The sequence below is a fragment of the Adlercreutzia shanghongiae genome (assembly GCF_035830635.1).
GTDB lineage: Bacteria > Actinomycetota > Coriobacteriia > Coriobacteriales > Eggerthellaceae > Adlercreutzia > Adlercreutzia shanghongiae.
The window spans coordinates 113,512-135,533 of sequence record NZ_JAYMFI010000011.1; the positions used below are offsets into that span (position 1 = coordinate 113,512).

At 67.5% G+C, this 22,022-nt stretch carries 18 protein-coding genes; 11 read left to right on the forward strand and 7 right to left on the reverse strand.

Going from position 1 to position 22,022, the window contains the following annotated elements; all coding sequences use genetic code 11:
- The first annotated feature begins 475 nt into the window (after positions 1–475).
- The 7 genes from VJ923_RS06755 (at position 476) to VJ923_RS06785 (ending at position 7,189) form a co-directional block, all read left to right on the forward strand.
- Positions 476–1,318, forward strand: coding sequence for a hypothetical protein (locus VJ923_RS06755; RefSeq protein WP_326439859.1), 843 nt, complete (start codon positions 476–478; stop codon positions 1,316–1,318).
- 685 nt (positions 1,319–2,003) lie between these two features.
- A complete protein-coding gene (locus VJ923_RS06760) occupies positions 2,004–2,615 on the forward strand; it encodes a hypothetical protein (RefSeq protein WP_326439861.1) in 612 nt (203 codons plus the stop codon).
- A gap of 306 nt (positions 2,616–2,921) precedes the next feature.
- The gene (locus tag VJ923_RS06765; RefSeq protein ID WP_326439862.1) at positions 2,922–3,761 is read left to right on the forward strand and encodes an energy-coupling factor ABC transporter ATP-binding protein; all 840 of its coding nucleotides are present in this window, start codon (positions 2,922–2,924) and stop codon (positions 3,759–3,761) included.
- Positions 3,758–4,612, forward strand: coding sequence for an energy-coupling factor ABC transporter ATP-binding protein (locus VJ923_RS06770; protein WP_326439864.1), 855 nt, complete (start codon positions 3,758–3,760; stop codon positions 4,610–4,612). Before VJ923_RS06765 ends, VJ923_RS06770 begins: the two co-directional genes overlap by 4 nt.
- Positions 4,612–5,379 carry an energy-coupling factor transporter transmembrane component T family protein gene (locus VJ923_RS06775; RefSeq protein WP_326439866.1) on the forward strand — a complete coding sequence of 256 codons (768 nt, stop codon included), beginning with the start codon at positions 4,612–4,614 and terminating at the stop codon, positions 5,377–5,379. Before VJ923_RS06770 ends, VJ923_RS06775 begins: the two co-directional genes overlap by 1 nt.
- A gap of 219 nt (positions 5,380–5,598) precedes the next feature.
- Complete coding sequence (locus tag VJ923_RS06780) at positions 5,599–5,925, forward strand: helix-turn-helix domain-containing protein (RefSeq protein WP_326439868.1); 327 nt, start codon at positions 5,599–5,601, stop codon at positions 5,923–5,925.
- A complete protein-coding gene (locus tag VJ923_RS06785; protein WP_326439870.1) occupies positions 5,918–7,189 on the forward strand; it encodes a type II toxin-antitoxin system HipA family toxin in 1,272 nt (423 codons plus the stop codon). Before VJ923_RS06780 ends, VJ923_RS06785 begins: the two co-directional genes overlap by 8 nt.
- A 45-nt stretch (positions 7,190–7,234) precedes the next feature.
- Here VJ923_RS06785 and VJ923_RS06790 read toward each other — a convergent pair whose 3' ends face one another.
- From VJ923_RS06790 to VJ923_RS06800, 3 genes are all read right to left on the reverse strand, one after another.
- Positions 7,235–7,558 (reverse strand): hypothetical protein, encoded by a 324-nt coding sequence (locus VJ923_RS06790; protein WP_326439872.1) that lies wholly within the window; start codon positions 7,556–7,558, stop codon positions 7,235–7,237.
- A 132-nt stretch (positions 7,559–7,690) separates the two neighbouring features.
- Positions 7,691–9,061 carry a phthiocerol/phthiodiolone dimycocerosyl transferase family protein gene (locus VJ923_RS06795; protein WP_326439874.1) on the reverse strand — a complete coding sequence of 457 codons (1,371 nt, stop codon included), beginning with the start codon at positions 9,059–9,061 and terminating at the stop codon, positions 7,691–7,693.
- Complete coding sequence (locus tag VJ923_RS06800; protein ID WP_326439876.1) at positions 9,034–10,050, reverse strand: alpha/beta hydrolase; 1,017 nt, start codon at positions 10,048–10,050, stop codon at positions 9,034–9,036. Before VJ923_RS06800 ends, VJ923_RS06795 begins: the two co-directional genes overlap by 28 nt.
- A gap of 630 nt (positions 10,051–10,680) precedes the next feature.
- Here VJ923_RS06800 and VJ923_RS06805 point away from each other — a divergent pair.
- A complete protein-coding gene (locus VJ923_RS06805) occupies positions 10,681–10,863 on the forward strand; it encodes an ATP-binding domain-containing protein (RefSeq protein WP_326439878.1) in 183 nt (60 codons plus the stop codon).
- 22 nt (positions 10,864–10,885) lie between these two features.
- Here the strand turns inward: VJ923_RS06805 and VJ923_RS06810 are convergent, their stop codons facing one another.
- The 4 genes from VJ923_RS06810 to VJ923_RS06825 form a co-directional block, all read right to left on the reverse strand.
- Positions 10,886–11,323 carry a hypothetical protein gene (locus VJ923_RS06810; protein WP_326439880.1) on the reverse strand — a complete coding sequence of 146 codons (438 nt, stop codon included), beginning with the start codon at positions 11,321–11,323 and terminating at the stop codon, positions 10,886–10,888.
- A 96-nt stretch (positions 11,324–11,419) separates the two neighbouring features.
- Entirely contained in the window at positions 11,420–11,857 is a 438-nt protein-coding gene (locus VJ923_RS06815) for a LytTR family DNA-binding domain-containing protein (protein ID WP_326439882.1), read from the reverse strand.
- 100 nt (positions 11,858–11,957) lie between these two features.
- Positions 11,958–13,397, reverse strand: coding sequence for an MFS transporter (locus VJ923_RS06820; protein WP_326439884.1), 1,440 nt, complete (start codon positions 13,395–13,397; stop codon positions 11,958–11,960).
- A gap of 87 nt (positions 13,398–13,484) precedes the next feature.
- Positions 13,485–14,300 (reverse strand): helix-turn-helix domain-containing protein, encoded by an 816-nt coding sequence (locus VJ923_RS06825; protein ID WP_326439886.1) that lies wholly within the window; start codon positions 14,298–14,300, stop codon positions 13,485–13,487.
- Between the two features lie 144 nt (positions 14,301–14,444).
- Here VJ923_RS06825 and VJ923_RS06830 point away from each other — a divergent pair, with 144 nt between their 5' ends.
- From VJ923_RS06830 to VJ923_RS06840, 3 genes are all read left to right on the forward strand, one after another.
- Positions 14,445–14,657, forward strand: a complete 213-nt coding sequence (locus VJ923_RS06830) for a hypothetical protein (protein WP_326439888.1) — start codon at positions 14,445–14,447, stop codon at positions 14,655–14,657.
- Positions 14,654–19,819 (forward strand): DEAD/DEAH box helicase, encoded by a 5,166-nt coding sequence (locus tag VJ923_RS06835; protein ID WP_326439890.1) that lies wholly within the window; start codon positions 14,654–14,656, stop codon positions 19,817–19,819. The genes VJ923_RS06830 and VJ923_RS06835 overlap by 4 nt, the downstream gene beginning before the upstream one ends.
- Positions 19,820–20,381: 562 nt before the next feature.
- On the forward strand, positions 20,382–22,016 hold the full coding sequence (locus tag VJ923_RS06840; RefSeq protein WP_326439892.1) for a helix-turn-helix transcriptional regulator: 1,635 nt from the start codon (positions 20,382–20,384) through the stop codon (positions 22,014–22,016).
- Positions 22,017–22,022 lie beyond the last annotated feature (6 nt).

A 22,022-nucleotide genomic window follows, 5' to 3' on the forward strand; every position in this document is an offset into this window, starting at 1 on the left:
TTTGCAAGCAAAAAGGGCATTGCCGGTTGCGCACACCGCGACACGCGCCCCGTGCGCTGCCGCATATCGCGACGCGCGCCCCGTGCGCTGCCGCACACCGTGACGCGCGCCCCGTGCGCTGCCGCACACCGCGTTCCCGCCGCTGATTTCTGCGGCTCTCGGGTTGGGGCTGCCGGCTCTTTCCGAATGAAGCGGGCGACCTGTCCTTTCCGGAATACACGCTGGTCGCTCATATATGATCAGACAACATATCGCAGAGAAGCATTGATGAAGATGCGCGCATGCCCGGGATGCCGCCCTTGGCGCTTGCTACACTGCGCTCATGCGATTGTTCCTTTACGGCATATCGGCTTTTTCGTATTGGCTCGGGGTGCATGCTCGGCCCTCCTCGTCGTGCGCTGTGGGCTCGAGCGCGCTTGTTTCGTGCGAGCCGTCGCGCAAATCAATTGACTACTTGTTGCGGATATGCCCGTTTTTGCCTGTGCCGGTGCACGTGTTGGTGCCCAGGAAATCGAAGAGCCCCATTCCCGATGCGGTGGCCCATGCGTCTCACTTTGCCTTCAAGGAAAAGCCGTTCATACGCATTGCCGATGGCGTATTCGTCGCTTGTCCGGAGCTGTGCTTTGTCCAACTTGCCTGCGATCTCCCGTTTCATGAGCTGATAAAGGTCGGGAGTGCGCTCTGCGGCACCTTTGTCATTGATTCTTCCTGCTCGAACGGTTTGGCGAAAAGAGCGCCAATTACAACAACGAGGCGTATAGAGGCGTTTATTCGCCGCAATCCCGGAATTCGTGGCGCGAAGGCGGCGCGGCGTGCTGTGAAGTGTCTAGCGGAAAACGCCGCATCGCCCCCTGAAGCGTTTCTTTGGACGGTGATGAGCCTGGCTCAGCGCTATGGGGGATATGGTATCCCGGGACTCGAGCTGAACCGGCGAATCGCGCCGAGCAAGAAGGCCCAGCGCCTGGCCCGGCGCAAAACGCTCGTGCCCGATATCGTGCACGCCTCCTCGCGTCTATCTCTTGAGTACGACTCGAATTCGGAGCATCTTACGCCAGATCAGATTTCGCGCGATGCGTCTAAGCGACTGGCGCTTGAAGCCGATGGGTTCAAGGTGATTACCGTTACGCTGAAGCAGCTGTCGAGCAGCGATGAGATGCGCGGCGTTGCGGAACAGTCGTGCAAGAGGATGGGGCGCCGGTTCCAGATACAGTCGAAGAACTTCCGGGTGCAGCATCGGCTGCTCTATGCCTGCGGCTGGTCTTTGCGGGCGTATCGCTGCGACGGTTTTTCGGAGGATGATACGGAGCGAAAGGCCTAAGGGGCTCTTTTGCTTGCAAATCGACGGGTAGCGTAGTCGTTCGGACGGTAGCGGTTGACGCGTTTTTGGAAAACCCCAGGTCGGAGTGTTGCACTGAGAAAACGCAAAAAGGAGATGCGTCCAAAAACTACGCTACCCGTCGATTTTAAAGCAGAACGAGGTTGCATGAAGGGCCGACGTAGGCTGCGCCCCCGAGATGGCCGCTCGTTGGCATGCCGCGGAATTGAGGGGTTGCGCGGTCGGGATTCTGTGCTAAAGTACACGCCAGCAATTGAATATACCTTAAACCGATGAGGCGAAAGTCAAGCCATCCGGGCACTCACAGAGAGCGGGCGCAGCTGAGATTCCCGCAGAACGCCAGAGGGTAAATGGATCGCCGAGGGAAAGGGGAAAGGCTTACCGCAGTTTGTTCCTGCGAGGCCGAGTATCTGGACCGTGAGCCTGCGTTAAAGGCAGGGCGGGTGATGGCCCGTTCACGAGAGGGTTCGCTTGGCGAACCAATTAAAGGTGGCACCGCAGATCGAGGGATCTGTCCTTTAAGAGAAGGACAGATCCCTTTTTTTGTTGGGGTCGGCCGGGAACTCTCGAAGGCGTCGGATACGGGGCAATTGCTGACATGGGAAACGCTCGCAGAAGGCGAGCACGAGGGACGGTGAAAAAGCCGTCCGAGAAAGGACTGATTGACATGGCAGAACTCCGTATGACCGCCGACGCTAAGACCGCTCCCGCCGCCACCGCCGGCGCCAAGCGCACCGTGGCCGTTGCCGAGAAGAAGGGCTTGGGGGTGCAGGACCTCATTTTGGTGGCCGTGCTGCTGGCCGCCGGCGCCGTGCTGAAGCTGACCGTGGGCAGCCTGCTGGCCTCCTTCGGCATGAAGCCGAACTTCGTTATTGCCGCCTACTGCCTGGCCATTATCCTCATCCGCCCGAATCTGGCCCAGTCGCTGGCCATCGGCCTTATCGCGGGTTTGGTGTGCCAGATCCCGATGCTGAACGCCACGCCGCTTTTGAACATCCCCTCGGAGCTTCTGGGCGCGCTCGCCTGCGGCCTGCTCATCCGCGTGCCCATGAAGATTGGCAAGCTGGACGTGAACCCGCTCGTGAACACCTTCGTCTCCACCTGCGTGTCCGGCTTCACCTTCGCGGCGCTGTCCACCTACATCAACGTGGTGTCCGTCGGCGGCGACTTCGCCGTGGCCATGGCGGCCTACGTGGCCATCGTGCTGGGCACCGCCACGTTCAACTGCATCTTCGTGCAGGTGCTGGCCATGCCTCTGAAGAAGGTGCTGAAGCGCTAGTTGGTTTCGTTTGTCCGGCGGGGGCCAGGGGGCATACCTCCATGCTCAGACAGTCCTCGCTTGGTGGAAGTGCCCACCGGGCACTTCCAGTCGCTGCGGAACTGCGCGTGGAGGCGCGCCCCTGTCTCCCGCCTGCTCAACTGAGGCTGAGCGAAGCGGGAGCGGCGGGTGCCTTGACCGAGCGAGTTCCGCAGCGACCGAAACAGGACTAAACGTCCTGTTTCGCAAAGCGAGGACTGTCTGAGCGAATCAAGGTACCCGCCGCTCCCGTCCCCGATAGGTTTCAAGCAAGCAAGAAAGGTCATCATGATCGAGTTCAATGAGTTTAGCTTTCGGTACCGGGAAGGGGCCGAGCCTGTGGTGCGCGACATCACGCTGACCATTCCCGACGGGTGCTTCGTGGGCATCACCGGGGCGGCCGGCAGCGGGAAGTCCACCCTCACCTACGCCGTGAACGGCATCATCCCGCACTGCTACCCGGGCGACTTCTACGGCTCGGTGACGGTGGAGGGGCGCGACACCGTGGACACGTCGCTCACCGACCTGTCGCGGCTGGTGGGCAGCGTGTGCCAAGATATCGACTCGCAGATGGTGTCCACCGTGGTGGAAGACGAGATCCTCTACGGGCTGGAGAACTTCGCGGTGCCCAAGGACGAGGTTCCCGGACGCGTGGACGAGGCGCTCGCCGCCATGGGCATCGCCGATCTGCGCGACCGCACCATCGACAGCCTCTCCGGCGGCCAGAAGCAGAAGGTGGCCGTGGCCTCGGTGATCGCGCTGCGGCCCAAGGTGCTCGTGCTGGACGAGCCCACCGCCGAGCTGGACCCGGCCTCGTCGGTGGCGGTGTTCGACCTGCTTTCCCGCTACGCCCGCGAGCACGGCACCACCGTCATCGTGGTGGAGCAGAAGATCGCGCTTCTGTCCGACTACGCCGACATGCTCGTCATCGTGGACGGGGGCCGCATTCGCTTCGCCGATACGCCCGACGCGGTGCTGGCCCATTCCGACGAGCTGCTGGCCCTGGGCGTGAACGTGCCGCGGGCCACCACGCTTGTGAACGCCCTGGCGGCCCAGGGACTCTACGAGGGCCCGGCGGTGCGCAACGTGGCAGGCGCGGCCGCCGTGTGCAAGGAGGTGCTCGCATGATCGAGTTCAAGAACGTCTCGGCATCCTACGACGGCGAGCTCGCGGTGCTCAACGATGTGAGCTTCACCGTGAACGATGGCGACTTCGTGGCCTTCGTGGGCACCAACGGCGCGGGGAAATCGACCACCATGCGCCTGGCCAATGGGCTTCTGAAGCCCACGGCGGGCGAGGTGCTGGTGGACGGGGTGCCCACCACGGCGCTGAAGACGAGCGAGCTGGCCCGGCGCATCGGGTTTCTCTTCCAGAACCCCGACCGGCAAATCTGCTGCAACACCGTGCGCGAGGAGCTGCTGTTCGGTTTCAAGGCGCTCGGCGAGCAGGGTCCCGCGGCTGAGGCGCGGGTAGATGCCATCATCGAGCGCTTCGGGTTCGACGCCGCAGCCGAGCCCTACCTGCTGAACCGCGGCACGCGGCAGCTTTTGGCGCTCGCCTCCATCATCGTGCTGGCGCCGCCCACCATCATCTTGGACGAGCCCACGACGGGCCTCGATTTCCGCGAGTGCGTGAAGGTGATGGACATCGTCCGCGAGCTGAACGAGGGCGGCACCACGGTCGTCATGGTTTGCCACGACATGGAGGTGGTGGGGGATTTCGCTCGCCGCGTCATCGCCATGACGGCCGGGCGCGTGGTGGCCGACGGCGCCACCTTCGACGTGCTGCGCGACGGGCGCGTGCTGAAGGAGGCGCACATCCTGCCGCCCCAGGTGACCGAGGTGTCGCTCATGCTCGGTCGCGAGGAGGGCTGCCCCGCGCCGGTGGCCGCGGCGAATACGGTGCCCCAGATGGTTCAGGCCCTGGCCGCGGCGCGCGGCGTTGAGGCGACGACGGTGGAAGTGGAGGCGATCGGCTAATGGCGAAGTTTCTGGAATACGTGCCGGGGGACAGCCTCCTGCACCGCATGAACCCCTGCGCGAAGCTCATCGGCGCCGTGCTGTTCGCCATCGCCTGCTTCGTGACGAGCAACCTGGTCTTCCTCGTGGCCATGCTGGGTGTGGCCCTGGGGCTCGCGCTGTACTGCGGCATGGGCCGCGAGACGGCGGGGCTGTGCAAGGCGGTGTTCGCGTTCTCGCTCATTCTGGCGGTGGTCATCCTGCTCACCACGCCCCACGGCGCGCAGCTTGTGCCGCTGCCCTGGGGCTATATCGGCACCGGCAGCCTGCTGGCAGCTGCGACTGTGGTGGTGCGCCTCATGGCGGCGGCCATCCCGCTGTTTTTGGTGTTCTACGTGACCAAGATGAACGACCTGACGAACGCCGTGGTGAAGCAGTTGCACGTGCCCTACAAGTACGCCTTCACGTTCACGAGCACGGTGCACTTCATTCCCGTGTTCATGAACGACATGGCCGGCATCATGGAGGCCCAGACGGCCCGCGGCGTGGAATTCGACGGGTCGTTTGTGAAGAAGGTGCGCCTCATGGTGCCGCTGTGCGTGCCGCTGCTGGTGGGCTCGGTGCGCAAGACGAACTCGGCCGCCATTGCCGCCGAGGTGCGCGGCTTCAACCTGCGCACCCGCGAGAGCGGCTACAAGGACTACCCGATGCGCGCCGGCGACTGGGCTGCGCTGGCCGTGTGCGCGCTGCTGGTGGCTGTCGGCATTGCTGTGGCGCTGCTGGGGTAGGGAGCCGCGGCGTATCGGAAAGGGCCTGCGGCGATTGGCTCGCGATTCCGTGACATGCGGTGTCATGCTCGTGGTTCTGCGGCGGCATGCTCTCTGGTCTGCTCCTGCTTTCTCTCTTGATTCGGAAATATATTTCCGCTATAGTAATAGGAAATATATTTCCGAATTGCAAGCGGCAAAATAATGCCGCTCTTGCTTGAGATGAAAAAGGGGGCGGCGATGGAAGCGACGGCGGTTGCCCGGGACATTGGCCGGAAGGTGCAGGGCGAAAGACGTGCGCGGGGCCTTACCCAAAAGCAGCTTGCGGAGGCGGCCGGTGTTTCCGACCGCCTGGTGCGGTCGCTGGAGATGGGTACGGCGCGGGGCGTCGGCTTGGAGAATCTGGTTCACGTGCTCTCGGTTCTCGATCTCGATCTGACGGTGTGCGACGCCGCCTCGGGGAAGCCTGCAGCTGCGACGTCGACGCTTTCCCAGGGATCGGAGTACTCGGCGCTTCTTCAGCGTGCTTTGGGCCAATGGGACGGAAGCGAGGGCGGCGATGAGTAGGGAGCTCGTTGTGCTCATTGCCGGTCAGCGCGCCGGCCGGGTCTGCCAGGCGGAATCGGGCGCTCTCTCCTTCACTTACGACGACGGGTACGCCGGTATCCCCCTATCGCTTTCAATGCCCGTGTCGAACCAAATGTTCGGCGACAAGGTCGTGAGGCCCTTTCTCTTCGGGCTTCTGCCCGACAGTTTCGAGGTGAGGAGAAGCTTGGGACGCGAGCTGGGCGTGTCGGCCGACAACCCATGGGCTCTTCTCGCCCACGTGGGGCTCGATTGCCCGGGCGCGGTGCAGCTTTGCGCGGAAGAAGATGTGGCTGTGGCAACGGCGCGGGCCGAGATGCTTGTGCCTATGGCGGAGTGCGATATCGCCGCGCGTCTGCGGCGGGGAAGGGGGGCGGCCTCGGCGCGGTGGGAGACCGATAACGAGCGCTGGTCCCTCGGTGGTCAGCAAGCGAAGTTCGCCCTGCGTCGCGAAGGCGACGGATGGTACAGCTGCGAGGGGGCGGCTGCCACGACCCATATCTTCAAGCCAGGTATCTCGGACTTGAAGTTGAGCGCGCTCAACGAATACGTGTGCCTGAAGTTGGCGGCAGCGTGCGGTATCCCGGCGGAGCGGGTCGATTACCTGGTGTTTGAAGACGAGCCGGCCATCGTTGCCACGCGCTATGACCGGGTGCGCGATGATGCGGGTCGGGTGCGGCGCCTGCACCAGGAGGATTTCTGCCAGGTTCTGGGCGTGCTTCCCGAGCGTAAATACCCGGAGGAAGGTGGTCCCGGAGCCGCTGACATTGTTCGCGTGTGCAAGCGTACGGGAGCTCCGGCTGCGAGCAACCTCAGGCGGTTTTTTGACATGCTGTTCTTCAACTACCTCATTGGTGCGCCCGACGCCCATGCTAAAAACTACTCGTTGTTGATCGATTGCAATGCCGCCTATCTGGCCCCGCTCTACGACGTGGCATCGCTTCTGCCCTATGCCGAGCGGCCCTTCGATATCAAGCTGGCCATGGGCGTGGCCGGCGAGAATCGCGTCGGCCGTCTGAGCGCACGGCGGCTGGGCAAGTTCGCCGATGCCAACGGGCTGGAAGCCTACGGCTTGACCGGCGATGTGCTGGCCGAGCGGTTAGCGGCTTTGGCGGGGAAGGTGCCCGCGGCCCTTGAGGCGGTGCTGGCCGAGAGCGGGGCGCTCCCGGGCATTGACGAGCTGGGAAGCCGTCTGCTGCCGCTGGTGGCCGAGCTCTGCGAGCGCTCGACGGCGCGACTCGGGTAGGGGTCTTGGCGGCGCTGCTGGTGTAGGGGGTTGTCCGGCGCTTCCTCAGCGGATGGAGAAGAACTTCGCGAGCTTGGTGCCCAAGGGGCCCTGGGTGAGCAGAAGCTTCGCGACGATGAAGGCCGCGATGCCCGCCGCGAGCGCGATAAGGAGGCCCGGCAGCCCGAAGGCGGCGCACACGATGGCCGCCACGGCCAGGGCCGCCAGGGCCACCAGAATGAGCGCGCGGTGCACGGTGCGCCGGAAGCGATGCCAGGCGGCCACGGGGAAGGGCGAGGGCGCGGCCTCGCCGTGAAGCGGGGCTCCGCACAGGGCGCAGCGGGTCAGCTCGCCCGTATAATCCAGGTTGCAGCGGTCGCAGTGCCTCATGGCCGCACCTCCGGCTTCCCCGCGCGGCCCTGGTCGCGGGCGGGGGCGCGGCCCCGCCGTGAAGCGGGGCTCCGCACAGGGCGCAGCGGGTCAGCTCGCCCGTATAATCCAGGTTGCAGCGGTCGCAGTGCCTCATGGCCGCACCTCCGGCTTCCCCGCGCGGCCCTGGTCGCGGGCGGGGGCGCGGCCCGCGTGGTCGCGCCAGGTGGCGCCGATGGCGCTTAAGCGGTCCTCCAGCGCCGATTCCTTGAGCGCCGCGTCTATCTGCGCATCGTCCTTGTTGAGGGCCGCCCAGCCGGAGATCCCCTCGGCGTCCAGCACACGCACAAGGTGGCGTGCGGCGCGCAGGCTCACGAAGCGGCTCGAGATGCCGATGCACAAGTCGTCGCCGCAGGTGCACAGGATGAAGTTGAGCCCCGCCGGCGACGTGAGCGCGCTGATGCCCTCCACATAGGGCGCCACGGCCGCATCCAGCGTCACCCGTCCCAGGCTCGACACGGTGCACGTCACCTCGCGGTTGGCGCGCCAGGCGGCGAATCCCAGCGCCGCGTCCTTCACGATGAGGGGCACCGCCCGCACAAGCGGGTTCTTCTCCAGCTTCACCATGCGCATCACGCGGCGCTTCAGGGCGGCTGGCTGGGTGCCGGCGGAAAGCTGCTCCTGCACCTGGGCGGCGATGGCGCCCAAAGGCTCGTCGGCACTGCCCGGCACGTAGGTGACGTAGGCCAGTCCGAAGAAGTTGCGCAGCGTGGTGGAGCCGAAGAGCGACCTCAGGTCAACGGGCACGTCCATGTGGATGGCGCGCCCGCGCTCGGCGGGCGGCATCTCGCGGCGCAGGGCGCAGATGACCGCGGCGATGAGGTAGCTCGTCACCGTGGCACCCGCCTGTTTCGCGGCGGCGTGCACGGCGGCGGCCGAGTAGTGCAGCTCCAGGTAGACGGGGTCGTCGGCATCCTTCCATCCCGTGAGATGGAACACCTTGGGCGCGGTATCGCTGCCGGCGGCGGCGCGGTCGTAGTGGGCCGAGAAGCTGTCCTCGGTCTTCGATGCCTCGTCGCCCGCATAGGCCGCCGGGGCTGCGGGCACTCCGTAGCGCTCGGCCACGTAGGCGGCCAGGAGCGCCTTCACGAACTCCAGTGTGCCGCGCCCGTCGGAGATGATGTGGGACACCTCCACGTTGATGCGCCGGGCGTGGTAGGTGATGCGGAAGAGCACGCTTGCAGGGTCGGCGTGCAGGTTGTAGCAGACGGGCAGCACCTCGGGCTCGGCGCGCGGGGCGTTCGGCGCGGGCACCAGGTAGTGCCAGAACAGGCCGCTTCTCAGGCACACGTTGAAGCCGGGGAACAGCGCCACAGCCGCATCGAGCGCCCGCTGCAGGGCGGCCTCGTCCACCTCGTCGGTCATGGTGGCGGCGATGCGGAAGATGGTCTGGGTGTTTCCGCCGGCCTGGGCGGCGTAGAACTTCCCGACGTTGTCTAGTCGGTACCAAGAAGCGTCAGCCATGGCAGGTCACCGGAGGCGGGAAGCGCCTCGCCGTCGAGGAAGTGGGCGATAAGGCGGTAGGTGTCGCGCACGAGCGAGAATACCGAGGGGTACAGGAAGTAGCCGTGCACCGCGTTGTAGAGGCGGAAGCAGGCCACCTCGGTGCCGTCGGCTTCAAGGCGTGAGGCGAAAGCCTCGCCCTCGTCGCGCAGCGGGTCGTACTCGCAGGTGATAACGAGCGTGCGGGGCAAATCGGCCAGAGAGCTCGCGATGAGCGGCGCGAAGCGGGAGTCGACGAAGTCCTCGGGTTTCGACAGGTACAAATCGATGTAGTCGACGATAGTCTGGCGCGTGAGGATGTAGTCCTCGCCGTTGTCGCGTACCGAGTCGAACAGGGTGGTCTCGCTGTGGTCGTTGTAGGTGAGCGGGTACAGCAAGATTTGCGTGCGGGGCGCGAAATCGCCGCGCTCGCGGGCGAGCAGGCTTACCCCGGCGGTCAGGTTGCCGCCGGCGGAATCGCCCATGAGCACGATATGCTCCGGATCGACATCGGCGATAAGCTCGCCGGCGAACAGCTGCCGTGCCACCTCGTAGCTGTCCTCGAGAGCCGCGGGGAAGCGGTGCTCGGGGCTGCGGCGGTAGTCCGCGGCCAGCACGCGGCGCTCAAGCTTGAGGGCGGTGCGCATACAGGCATCGCTGTAGAAGTCCACATCGCCGTTGGCCCAACCGCCGCCATGCAGGTACAGGATGGTGCCCTTGTGGTCCTCGTTCACATGCAGGCCGCTCTTCAGCGAGAAATCGATGTCGAGGGGTGTGAACAGGCGCAAGGGGATTTCATAGCCGTCGGGCGCGGTGGCCGTGAGGTTGTCGATGCGGCAGCGCGGGTCGGCGATGGTGAGCTTGGCAGCGGCGTCCTCGGCCTTGCGCTGGCCGGCGTAGGAGGACGATATGTCGGGCTGCAGAAGCGTGAGGGCCTTCACGATGGCCGCCACAGCAGGATTCATCGGCATGGGGGCTCCTTCCCCGCGCGTTCGAGAGTCGTTGCGGTTTTGACGAAGCGTTAATGTTGAGTCCCATACTAAGCCAAGCTGTCTGGGGGCGTGGGCCGATGTGCGCTGCTGCTATCAAACGGTTGACGGAGGAGCGGGCGCGCGAAGCCTTCCGCTGTGTGGACTTCGTGAAGGTCGGTGCGGCGAAGGGGGCGGAGCCTGCGGAGAAGGGCTAGGATGGCTGACCCATTGCGACGTCGACGCCCTCGAGCGATCGACCTCTCGCGTATTCCAACGAGCTGACCGTTTCGCCCTGTGATGCCCCGCACTTGGGGTGTTTCATTTGAAGTAAACGCGCTCTCCCGAACAGGCGGTAAGGCCGGAGCCTTGGTTCCGCGGTTCTCCTTCAGCTCGCTCATCGTAAAACTGAAGATAAAACTAAAAAAGTGGCTTAGAAAACACGATTCTCTGACCTGCTTAGCCCTGGACTTGCTCTATGGCGAAACCTGACCTGGGCTTATGCGAAATGGTTACGGCGGACAAGTTCTGCTGACGCCCTCTCGGGTCAAAGAATCGTGATTTTCAAGCCAGAAACGTGACGAGAAGCTGCGGTTTTAGACCATACGGGGAGAGAGCAAAGGAGAGATGGCTGTGGGAAGCGAGAGCATAGAGCGCGAATATTTGGAAGAGATGCTCGCGGTGGTGCTGCTGGACGCCGACGGCCGCCAGTATGCCAGCGAGGTCGACCGCAACCTGCTCTACGTGGCCGTCACCCGCGCCATGCACGCCCTTACGGTGCTGTACCGGGACGAGCCGAGCCCGTTTCTGCGCTGATGTCCGCCTCGTTCGTTCTGCGCTATCCTCGCTGCCCGCGCCCTTCGCGATAGCGGGCGAGGGCAGCATCGAAGCTGCCGGCGGTGCGGCGGTAGTAGAGGGTGTAGCCGGCGGTGATGGCGGCAAGGGTGATAAGGTAGATAGCAAGGAAGGTGATCCAGGCGCCGCCGTTGTCGGCGGGGAACCATCCGCCGAGGGCCGCCGCGGCCGCCAGGGCCGGCAGCGCCGTCAGGCCGAAGCCGGCGATGCGCGCGGGGTAGGGCGCCCGCCTCACCACCACTTCGGTGAACCACAGGACCTGCAGCGCGACGAGTGCCAGGCAGGCTGCCAGAAGCGAGAGTGTGATAACGACGCCTTCAACCGGACCGGCGAAGATGAGGCCGGCTGCACACCACAGGGCCATGGCGGCGGTGAAGGTGACGCAGACGCGGACGAGGGCGCTTTTCAGAATGCGGTTCATGGGGCTTCCTTTCCTCGGGTGAGTGGGTGCGGAGCGGGGTGCGGTGCGGTCGGGGAAGGCTGCTGCGGGCCGACGTGGACCGCTGCAGGTGTGCGGTTACAGGCCGATCTTCGCCTTGACGGCGGGTGCGTACTGGCGCGAGGCGATGACGGACTCGCCATTGGATAAGATGAGCTCCAGCCGCGCGTTCAGGTAGGGACGCAGGGCGCGCACGTGGTCGAAGTTCACGAGCAGCGACTTCGACGCGCGCACGAATTCCGCGCCTGCCAGCTGCTCCTCCAGCTCGTACAGCCGCAGGGGGCTTTCCAGCACACGGTCGGGCCCGTAGAGGAAGGTGCGGCCGTCTACCGTCTCGGCGTAGAGCACCTCGGAGGCATCCAGGATGACCGTGGCGCCGTCGAGCGTGCCCACGAGCCGCCGGTCCAGGGCGCTTGCGGCGGCCACGAGCGCCTGCACGCGCCGGTCCACGGCCACGCATCGGATGTCCACCTCGATGTCGGACACGTCGGCGTGCTCTTCCACGGTGAGTTTCACGGGGCTCCTCTCTCGGGCGGCGCAGCGGCGCAAAACGGTTCGGTGCTGCCAGTGTGCCGTGCGTGCGGGCCGAGCGCAAGGGCGCCCGACCCCAGTTGCATCAGGAGAGCTCTGTGTTGCACGGGCGCGGCATCTCGGGCGCCGTCTGGGCGAAGGAGCGGGGGCCTGGGGCATGCGCCGAGGTGGCCGCAGCTGCCACGGCGGAAGCGGAAGATGTCGGGGGTGCCGGAGCGTGCGTTGGGTCCGCGATGGCTTCCTCGCTTTCGTCGTCGAGGCTGCTTAGGCTGCGGGAGCTGAGGGCCCACAGGGTGGCGGCGAACCAGCAGGCGGCCAGGCCTATGGCCGCCGCGCCCGCGCCCCAGGCCTCCACGGCCAGGGATGTGGCGAACACGGCGACGGGGGCTGCGGCCAGGGTGAGCGAGTTCTGGGTGCCCAGGGCGCTGCCGCGCATCTCGGCGGGAATGCGGTCGAAGATGAAGAAGCCGAGCAGGGCCGACAGGGGGCCGGCCGCCAGTCCCAGAAGCAGGGCGCTGAAGGCGAGCAGGGGGAAGGAGGGCAGGAGCCCCAGCCCCAGAATGCCCAGGGCCATGCCTGCCAGCGACAGCACGAACCAGGTACGGCGGCGCAGCTTGGAGGCGAGGGCGGCATAGCCGAGCGAGCTTGCCAGCATGCCGGCCGACATGGCCGACAGCACGTAGCCGAGCAGCTCGGGAGTGCCCGCAGCCGTGAAGTGCACGGGCAGCACGAGGCCCTGGAACGAGCCCATGATCATGACGATGCCGAAGCTAATGAACATGGAGGAGCGCAGCAGCGCGTCGCCGGCGAACAGCACGCGCGCGCCGGAGTGCAGGGCATTCCACGCTCCGCTCACGATACCGCGCTCGCCCGGGCCCACTGCCGAGGCGCCCTCGTTTCCAGCGGGAACGTCCTTCCCGCCGATGCGGCCAATGGCGCGGGGCAGCGTGAGGGTCGTAAGCGCTGCGGCCAGGGACATGACGGCCGTGAACCACAGCGCGTTCACGGCGCCGACCGATCCCATGAGGAAGGCGGCAAGGGCCGGACCTACGATGACCACGAGGGAATCGAGCGACTGGGTGAGGCCCATGAACTTCTGGAGGCTGCGCCCGTCGCGCTCGCACACGGCGGGCACGAGCGCGTCGCGGGCCGTCATGCCGGGAATGTCGCCCACCGCGCCGACGAGGCCCAGGGCCACGAACCACCCGAAGGACAGCCCCCACACCGCGTCCACCACGGGCAGCAGGGCCACGCTCGCCGCCGACAGGATGTCCGAGATCACGGACACGTCGCGGCGGTTGAAGCGGTCGATGAGCGCGCCGCCGACAAGGCCGATGAGAAACTGCGGCGCGGCGCAGATGAGCGCGAGGGTGCCGGCGGCCAGGGCGTCGCCGGTGGTAGCGAGCAGCACCAGGGGCAGCGCAACGCCGGCGACGGAGTTGCCGAGCAGCGAGAGCCCGCAGGAGAAGAGGTAGCGTGGCGCGACGGGGCGGGGTGCGCGGGCTCGGGGCGAGGCGAGGGACATGGAAGGCCTTTCTCGAACAGGGGATGATCGTTCGAGAGGGAGTTAAAACTATGACGTTGCGTCGGGGTCAAGCGCGGCGTGAAGGAGTTATGAAGGGCGCATCTGCGGCGTGTCGGGCCGCCTCTCGGCCTCGACGCGGGCGGTCATGGCCGCCTCGATGCCGGCCTCGACGCGGTTGTACACGTCCTGTTGGGCATCGTTGTAGTCCCTGAAGGCGATTTCGTCTAAGAAGCGCTCGCGATCGGTGGAGGGGCGCAGCCAGTTCGCCGCATCGAAGCAGGCGATGACGGGCGCCAGCGCGTCCAGGGTCTGCTGGGCCAAGGCGTCGCGCTCCTCTTCGGGCGCGTCGGGCCTCAGGCTCTCTATGCGGGCGTTCAGCTGCTCGAAGGCCTCTATCAGGTCGTCGTTCGCGATGCGCCCGACGACGCGCTCCAGCTCGTCCAGCTCGTCGTCGTTGTAGAGGTGGCCGGCCACCACGAGGGCGGTGCGGTCGGCGGGGGAGGCGTCGGCGAGGCTGCTCACGCCGGGCAGCATGGACAGGATGCGGGCGAAGCGCACAGGAAGCGTGGGGTCCAGGTTCTCGGTGCGCAGGGCCGCGATAGTGCGGCGCTGCTCCTCCAGCCGCTCGATTTCCAGGGCGAGCTCCCGATCCAGGTCGTCGAGGGCCGCGGCGGCCGACGAGGCGGGCGCGTCCATGTCCTCCAAGACCTCGCCGATGCGCGCCAGCGGAAACCCGAGCGAGGCCAGTCGCTTCACGCGCAGAACCCGCGCCACGTCGGCGGCCGGGTAGTCGCGGTAGCCGTTGGCAGACCGGGGCGGCTCGGGCAGAATCCCCAGCTGGTGGTAGTGCCGTAGCGTGCGCACGGTCACCCCGGCCAACTTCGCCACCTCGTTGCTGCGCATAGTCGCTCCTTCTGTCGTCTTCTTCCATATCTTAGCATGGTCGGAAAGCGGGCGATTTCCGCTCTTTTTCAAGCCGTCGGTTAGAAGGGCGCTTTACCCTATAATTCTCAGAAGGAAGGTAGCGCGAAGAATTGGAAGGTGCGAATGGAATCCGTTGATCAGGTCGATAGCGAGCGGTTGGCGCGGTTCGAGGCGGCGCTGGGGCGTTTGGCGGCGGAGCGGGAATCGGTGACGGCGACCCTTGAGGCGCTGCGGGCTCAGAACAAGACGCGGACGGCCACCTACCAGCAGCTGACGGCGCGCAAGCTCACGCTGAAGGCGGCATTGGCCCCCTTCGAGGAAGAGGGGCTCCTGTGAGCGGGGCGCGCGAGGCGCCGCCGCTCGGGGCGTTTTCCGAGGCTACGCGAACATGGTTCGCCGATGCACTGGGTGCGCCCACCGAGGTGCAGGAACGGGCGTGGGAGGCCATTGCCGCCGGCGAGAACGCGCTCGTGATCGCGCCGACGGGCTCGGGCAAGACCCTGGCCGCCTTTCTGTGGGCCATCGACGCGCTCATGGCCGAGAAGGCGCAGGTTGCCGAGGCGGGAAAGAAGTGGGTTCGCGGCGCGCGCGTGCTGTACGTGTCGCCGCTGAAGGCCCTCGGCGCCGACGTGGATCGCAATCTGCAAGGGCCGCTTACGGCCATCTCCGATCTCATGGCGGCCCAGGCGGGGCGTGATGGCGCGAAGCCGCCCGAAGTTCGCACGGCCATGCGCACGGGCGACACCACACCCGACGAGCGCCGCAAGATCGCGCGCAACCCGCCTGACATTCTCATCACCACGCCGGAGTCGCTGTACCTTATGCTCACCTCTGCGGCGCGGGATGTGCTGCGACACGTGCAGACGGTTATCGTGGACGAGGTGCACGCGCTCGCCGGCGACAAGCGCGGCGCGCATCTGTCGCTGTCTCTGGAGCGGCTGGACGATCTGCTGGACGCGCCGGCCCAGCGTATCGGGCTCTCGGCCACTGTGCGCCCGCGGGACGAGATCGCCCGTTTCCTCGGTGGCGTGCATCCGGTGACGGTGGTGGCAACCGAGGCGCCCCCGGCCCTCGACCTGTCCGTGTGCGTGCCGGTAAGCGATATGACGGCGGTTCCTGCGTTCGGGGGCTTTCCCGGTGCGGGCGACGGCGCGCGCGAGCGCGGCACCGGCCCGAGACGGGCTCCCGTCGAGCAGGCCTGGAAATCGGATCGGGCTCTGCGCGCCGTTATGCGGGACGAGGCCGCCCCGCCGCATCCGGACAGCCGCCTAGGCACGGCCTCCATCTGGCCCCATATAGAGGCCGCTATCTTGGATGAGGTGCTGGCGCACACCTCCACCATCGTGTTCGTGAACTCGCGCGGCTTGTGCGAGAAGCTGACGGCGCGTCTGAACGAGCTGTACGCGAAGCGCCTGGGACTCGACGCGCCGCACGCTGAAGCGGCCGGCTACTGGTCGGCTGCGGGCAGTGCCGGCGGGGAGCCGGGGGCGGCCTTCCGATCGGATATCGGCTCCACGACGGCGCTCGTGACCGAGCCCTCGGTGCTCATCGCCAAGGCCCACCACGGCTCGGTTTCCAAGGAGAAGCGCCTGCAGGTGGAGCGCGAGCTGAAGGCCGGCGAGCTGCCCTGCGTAGTGGCCACGTCCAGCTTGGAGCTGGGCATCGACATGGGCTCTATCGACCTGGTGCTCCAGGTGGCGGCGCCGTTCTCGGTGGCGAGCGGGCTTCAGCGGGTGGGCCGCGCGAACCACCAGGTGGGCGGCCGCTCGCGGGGCATCATCTTCCCGCGTACGCGGGTGGAGGTGATCGACGCCGCGGTGATGGCCGAGGGCATGGAAGCCGGCGCCATCGAGGCCACGCGTCTCGTGCGCAACGCCCTGGACGTGCTCGCCCAGCAGACGGTAGCCGCGGTGGCCATGGCGCCCGACGGCCTTCCCGCCGATGGCTGGCTCGCCTGCGTGCGGCGTTCCGCCTGCTATGTCGATTTGGGACGCCGCTCGTTCGAGGGCGTGCTGGACATGCTCGCGGGCCGTTACGGCTCGGGCGATGTGGCCGAGTTCGCGCCGCGCATCTTGTGGGACCGCGAGACGGGGCTTTTGAAGCCACGCCCCGGCTCCCAGCGCTTGGCGGTTACGGCGGGGGGCACCATTCCCGACCGCGGCATGTTCTCGGTGGTGCTGCCCGAGGGCGATGCCAAACAGGGGCGGCGGCGCGTGGGCGAGCTGGACGAGGAAATGGTGATGGAGTCCCGGGTGGGCGACATCATCGCGCTCGGCACCAGCACCTGGCACATCTTGGAGATCGGCGCCGACCGGGTCGTTGTGGAGGCGGCCCCCGGCCGCGCGGCGCGGCTGCCGTTTTGGCACGGCGAGGCGGTGGGGCGGCCCTTCGAGGCGGGACGCGCCCGCGGCGCCTTCGTGCGTGCGCTGGACGGCGGCCTGACGGCTGATGCGGGGGGCGAATGTCAGCTCGAGGAGCCCTTGCGCGAACGTCTCGCGGCCGACGGCCTGGACGAGAACGCCCGGGGCAATCTCGCGGCGCTCGTGCAGGCGCAGCGGGCGTGCACGGGCATTGTGCCTACCGACAAGCGCCTGGTGGTGGAGCAGTGCGAGGACGAGACGGGCGATTGGCGGGTCATCCTGCACTCGCCGTTCGGCCGGCGCGTGCACGAGCCGTGGGCTTTGGCGGTGGGCCACCGTATCATGACGACGCGGGGCCTCGATGCGCAGGTGGCCGCGGCCGACGACGGCATCGTGCTGCGCGTGCCCATGACCGAGGGGGAACTCTACGGTGCCGAGCTGTTCCTGTTCGACGCCGACGAGGCCGAGGCCATCGTGCGGGAATGCGTGGGGAGCACCGCGCTCTTCCCGGCCCGCTTCCGCGAATGCGCGGCACGGGCGCTGCTCATGTCGCCGACAGCCCCGGGCAAGCGCGCGCCGCTGTGGCAGCAGCGTCTGAAGGGCGGTCAGCTTCTGGAGGCCGCGCGTCGCGAAGAGGATTTCCCCATCATTCTGGAGGCTATGCGCGAGTGCCTGCAGGACGTGTTCGACCTGCCGGGGCTGCGCGAGGTACTGGGCGCTCTTCAGGCCGGCGCCATCAAGGTGAGCGAGGCGTGCACCGCAGTGCCGTCCCCCTTCGCGGCGCCGCTCGTCTTCGGCTATCTGGGGGAGCACCTCTACGAGGGCGATCTGCCCCATGCCGAGCGGCAGGCGTCGCTTTTGGCGGTGGATCCGGCCTTGCTCGCCGAGCTCGTGGGCGCGCCGGCGGTGGAGGAGGTACTGGACGCCGAGGTGACGGCCCAGGTGCTTTCCGAGCTGCAGCGCACCGCGCCCGGCTGGCGCGTGTGCGGTGCCGAGGGCGTGGCCGATCTGCTGCGCGAGCTGGGTCCGCTGACGGCGGAAGAGGTGGCCGCGCGTATGGGTGCCGGCGGCTTGACAGCTGAGGGCGACGCCGAGACGATGCCCGCCTCCGCTGCGAAGCAGATTCTCGCCGCACTGGAGGCCGAGCGACGGGTCTTTCCCGCGACTATTGCCGGGGCGCGGAAGTGGGTGGCGGCCGATGACGGCCGGCGCCTACATGGTGCGCTCGGCATCCCGACTCCCTCGTGGGCCCTTCCGGAGCGCGGGCGGTCAGGTTCGGACACGCGGCCCCTCGATGGCCTGATGGCGCGCTTCGCCCGCACGCACACGCTGTTCTCGGCTGATGAGGCCGCCGCGGCCACAGGCGTCGGCGCGGCCCTTGCGTCGGAATCCCTCGAGCGGCTGGCGGCCGATGGGCGCCTGGTGCGCCTGGGCGCCGACCGCTGGGCCGACGGGGCGGTGCTGCGCCGGCTGCGCTCGCGCTCGCTCGCCCGGGCTCGCGAGGCGGTGCGTCCTGTGGCGCCCGAGACTTACGTGCGGTTTCTGTTGGAGCGCCAGGATGTGGCCGCACCGGGCCAGCCGACCCTTGCGGGGATAGACGGCGTGGCCCAGGTGATCGCCCAGTTCGAGGGCGCGGCGCTGCCTATGGCCCAGTGGGAATCCGACGTGTTCCCCGTGCGCGTGCCCGATTACCGCCCTGCCATGTTGGACGAGCTCGTGGCTGCGGGCGAGGTGCTGTGGGCGGCCTCCACCGTAGGCGGCGCGCACCTCGTGTCGTTCTTCCCGACCGACTCGCCCCTGGCGCCGCTGCCCGCCGACCCCGCTTCCGGCATCGCGGCGGCGGTCGTGCCCGAACCCGGGGTGGGAGAGGGCGCCATCGGGCCGTCGGATATGGCGGCTGAAAGCGGAGGCGACATCGGGGCCTCTCCTGCCAAGGACGGGGGAGGCGGCGTTGCTTCTGCCGAGCGCCAGAACGCCGATGCCGCCGTTGACGACGGCAAGGCAGGCCTGGACTCCGCCGTGCGCCACGCGCTTGCGGCTGAGGGGCCACTGGCCTTTCCCGCCCTGGTGGATGCCGTCTCGCGGAGGCATCCACCCCGTGCTCCCGCGAGCCGCGAGGTGGCCGAGGCGTTGGAGGGGCTCGTGTGGGCCGGCAGGGCCACGGCCGATGGGCTCGGCCTCCTTCGCGCCGGCGGCCTCGCATCCCCGTCCGATGCCGCCCGCAGCGGCGGTCAGGTGCCCCCGCCCTCGCGCCGGCGGGCGACGAGCCGCCGCGGGCGCACCATGGCCGCCGCCCGCGCCCAAGCTCGCGCCGCCGCGGTGTCACGCCAAGGTGCTGCGGCCGCCTTCGACGCAGCCCTGGCTGGCCGATGGAGCGCTTTGGTGCCATGCGGCGAAGGGTCTACGGTGCAGGCGCTCGCACTCGTGGAGTCGCTCATCGACCGCTACGGGGTGGTAACGCGCGACATCGCGCTGGCCGCTGGGGTGCCGGGCGGCCTGTCGGCTTTGTACCCGGTGCTGCGCGCCATGGAGGATGCCGGCGAGCTTTCCCGCGGCATGTTCGTGGAGGGGATGGGCCCGGCGCAGTTTACGCCCCGGGAGGTGGTGGAGGCCCTGCGCGCGCATGCGCTCGCCTCCGACGGCGTGACAGCTGGCGATGCGGCATCGGGCCTTTCGGACGAGGATGCCCTCGCCGGCGTCGCGGCTTGCACAGTGCTGCCCGCCGACGACCCGGCGTGCCTCTTCGGCGCGGGCATTCCTTGGCCTGAAGTGGCCTGGGAAGCTGCCGGGGAGGTTCCGGCCATCGACGCCGCCCTTGTGGCGGCGAAACCTGCCCGACGCGAGGGGGCGCTCGTGGTGATAGCTGCCGGCCGCCCGGTGCTGTGGGCCGCACCGCGTCTGAAATCGGTGCTCGCGTTCACCTCTGACGCCGCCGTTCTAGCGGCGGGGGTGTCATCGCTTGTTGCCTTCGTGCGCGCCGCCCTCAAGCGCGAGGGCTCGGCAGCCTCGCGACGCAAGATCGTCGTGGAGCACTTCAACGCCCGCGACGTGTTGGAGACGCCCCTCGCCGATCTGCTGCAGGCCGAGGGCTTCGCGCGGCTGCCCGATGGCATGCGTCTCTACGCGAGCCCGTTCTAATCGCCCGGCGTGGCGGCGTGCGGACCCATTCCGCACGCCGACGCAAAAAAGAGGGCCGCCCGCGTCTCTCTCGTGACGCGGGCGGCCCGTTGTGTTGGCGCCGCGTATCCCCTGAAGCGCGCCGCCGGTCCGAGTTAGCTGAAAGGAAGCGGGCGGCGGCCAGAAAGGAGAGCCGCCGCCCCACGGACATCCGCGCATGTCGCGCGCCTGCCCGTTAGCCCTTGACGGAGGCGGAACGGCTCGACCTCAATGGCCCCAAAAAAGCCGTGCCGTTGGGAGTCCGCCTCCAAAAGAGGAACGAGTTCACTATAGGGAACTCACCTTGCGCCGGCTATCGCCGCTCTTGGGTAACCGCATCGCACTTTTTAGGTATTGGCAGGTGGAGGCTGATGTTGTCGAGTTGGACACGGGTGACTTCCGTTCGGAGAACGGCTTTGACACGGTGCTAGAATCGGCCTCGGAAGAACGCTCCATTTGCGAGTCGGCCCGCGGCGATCCTGCCGTTGCGGGGTATCGCGAAAAGACGGAGGAGCGTCGAGGAGCAGCGAGGAGGTGACGAGCCATGACGAAAGAGGCGACCGCGTTCAAGCCGCGGGTCGCATCGACGGTCAAGCTGCGGCCGCGCTACGGGGCGCTCTGCGCCTTCGCGGTGACGCTGCTGGGGTACACGCCCACTGCTGCCTACTTCGACGGCGCTCCTCAGTTCGCGGCTCTTGCCGACACCTTCCTCTTCTGCTTTATGCTCGCGGCGATGGTCTCGGCTCTTGTCGGGCTGCTGCGCGCCCTGGGCTCATCTGGAGGCGACGGCGCATCGCGCTTCCGCACGCCTGCGGCAGTGGGGGCGTATTTGGTGGCGACCCTTCTGTTCGCGGCGCTTCTGATGGCTCCCGAGCCCCTTCCCGCGGGCGCGGCGCTCGCGGGCGTCGTGGCGGGTGCTGCCTTCCCCGAAGTTGTGAGCGCGTGGGCCTGCGCGGTGGCGTGCCCCATGGGCGCGGCGCTTCTCGTGTGCGCGTCGGTGGGATGCGTGGCCTCCTTCGGGGGATGGGTGCTCGCCCTGCTTCCCCTGCACCTGCTCGTCCCTGTGTTCTGCGTTCTGCTCGTGGCGGGTTCGGTGCCCCTTCTGCTCATGAGAGATGAACGCGCTGGGAATGCGGTGCTTGAGGCTGAAGGGGCCGACGACGGGGCCATTGCCGCAGTTGTCGGCGTCTCCAAGGCTGATGGCGTTCCTGCAGCGGATGCAGATCCCGTATCCTCAGGCCGTTCTTCCTCGAGCGCCGATGACACGTCTGGCGCTCCTGAAGTCTCCGGCCCCCTCAGGCGACTCGCGTCCGTGACATGGCTTCCGCTGGCGGGTTTGGCGATGTACGCCTTCATGACCGACGTGGCCAACCACAGTGCTTTCGGCGTGGTGCAGACCGCTTACCTGGGTGGCCTGCTGGCGGCCGCGGTCGTGCTCGTTGCTTGCGCCTGCTGGGCCCGCCGGCCCCTGCTGCCGTGGTTCTACCGCGTGCTCGTGCCCGCGCTGGGCGCGGCGTTCGTGGTGCTGGGCTCATTTCCTGAGGGCACGTTCCCGCAGGAGGCGTCCACGGTGGCGCTGTATCTGTTCTGTATCGTGCTCGCCATGCTCGGCTGCGCGCTGTTTTTGGCGGTGGTATACGGGCGCGAGGTAACGCCCGATCTGGCCTGCTCGTTCGCCGTGGCCGTAGTCGCGGGCGCGGGACTCGTGGGGCAGAGCCTCTCCGCCGTCCTCGTGGTGACCGACGATTTCTCGTCGTGGATATCCGTGCTCACGGGCCTGTTCGTGGCGGCCCTTCTGGTGTTTCTCGGGCACACGGCTTGGGTCGGCCTGGTAACGCCGCACGGCGATGCTTTGGAAGGGCCCGACGAGGATGTTCTCGCGCCGACGCGCGCGTTCGCCTCTTCCGCCGCGTCGCCGGCGATCGCCCCCGTATCGGCGGCGGAGCCTTCTATGCGCACCACCCTGGAGGCCCGCTGTGCCGAAGTGGCCGCCGCCCACGGCCTCTCGCCGCGCGAGGGCGAGGTGCTCGTCTACCTGGCCCGCGGCTTCACGCCGGCCTACATCGCGAAATCGCTCGTGCTGTCCATCAGCACCGTGCGCACCCACGTGCGCAACATCTACCGCAAGCTCGGCATCGGCAAGCGCGAAGAGCTCCTGCACCTCATCGACGGCGAGTAAGCTGGC

Excerpts from the sequence above, each read along its gene's own strand:
- VJ923_RS06775 (WP_326439866.1), top strand. The coding sequence starts at position 4,612 with ATGGCGAAGTTTCTGGAATACGTGCCGGGGGACAGCCTCCTGCACCGC.
- VJ923_RS06770 (WP_326439864.1), top strand. The coding sequence starts at position 3,758 with ATGATCGAGTTCAAGAACGTCTCGGCATCCTACGACGGCGAGCTCGCG.
- VJ923_RS06795 (WP_326439874.1), bottom strand. The coding sequence starts at position 9,061 with ATGGCTGACGCTTCTTGGTACCGACTAGACAACGTCGGGAAGTTCTAC.
- VJ923_RS06810 (WP_326439880.1), bottom strand. The coding sequence starts at position 11,323 with ATGAACCGCATTCTGAAAAGCGCCCTCGTCCGCGTCTGCGTCACCTTC.
- VJ923_RS06800 (WP_326439876.1), bottom strand. The coding sequence starts at position 10,050 with ATGCCGATGAATCCTGCTGTGGCGGCCATCGTGAAGGCCCTCACGCTT.
- VJ923_RS06765 (WP_326439862.1), top strand. The coding sequence starts at position 2,922 with ATGATCGAGTTCAATGAGTTTAGCTTTCGGTACCGGGAAGGGGCCGAG.
- VJ923_RS06785 (WP_326439870.1), top strand. The coding sequence starts at position 5,918 with ATGAGTAGGGAGCTCGTTGTGCTCATTGCCGGTCAGCGCGCCGGCCGG.
- VJ923_RS06790 (WP_326439872.1), bottom strand. The coding sequence starts at position 7,558 with ATGAGGCACTGCGACCGCTGCAACCTGGATTATACGGGCGAGCTGACC.
- VJ923_RS06840 (WP_326439892.1), top strand. The coding sequence starts at position 20,382 with ATGACGAAAGAGGCGACCGCGTTCAAGCCGCGGGTCGCATCGACGGTC.
- VJ923_RS06820 (WP_326439884.1), bottom strand. The coding sequence starts at position 13,397 with ATGTCCCTCGCCTCGCCCCGAGCCCGCGCACCCCGCCCCGTCGCGCCA.
- VJ923_RS06830 (WP_326439888.1), top strand. The coding sequence starts at position 14,445 with ATGGAATCCGTTGATCAGGTCGATAGCGAGCGGTTGGCGCGGTTCGAG.
- VJ923_RS06760 (WP_326439861.1), top strand. The coding sequence starts at position 2,004 with ATGGCAGAACTCCGTATGACCGCCGACGCTAAGACCGCTCCCGCCGCC.
- VJ923_RS06825 (WP_326439886.1), bottom strand. The coding sequence starts at position 14,300 with ATGCGCAGCAACGAGGTGGCGAAGTTGGCCGGGGTGACCGTGCGCACG.
- VJ923_RS06780 (WP_326439868.1), top strand. The coding sequence starts at position 5,599 with ATGGAAGCGACGGCGGTTGCCCGGGACATTGGCCGGAAGGTGCAGGGC.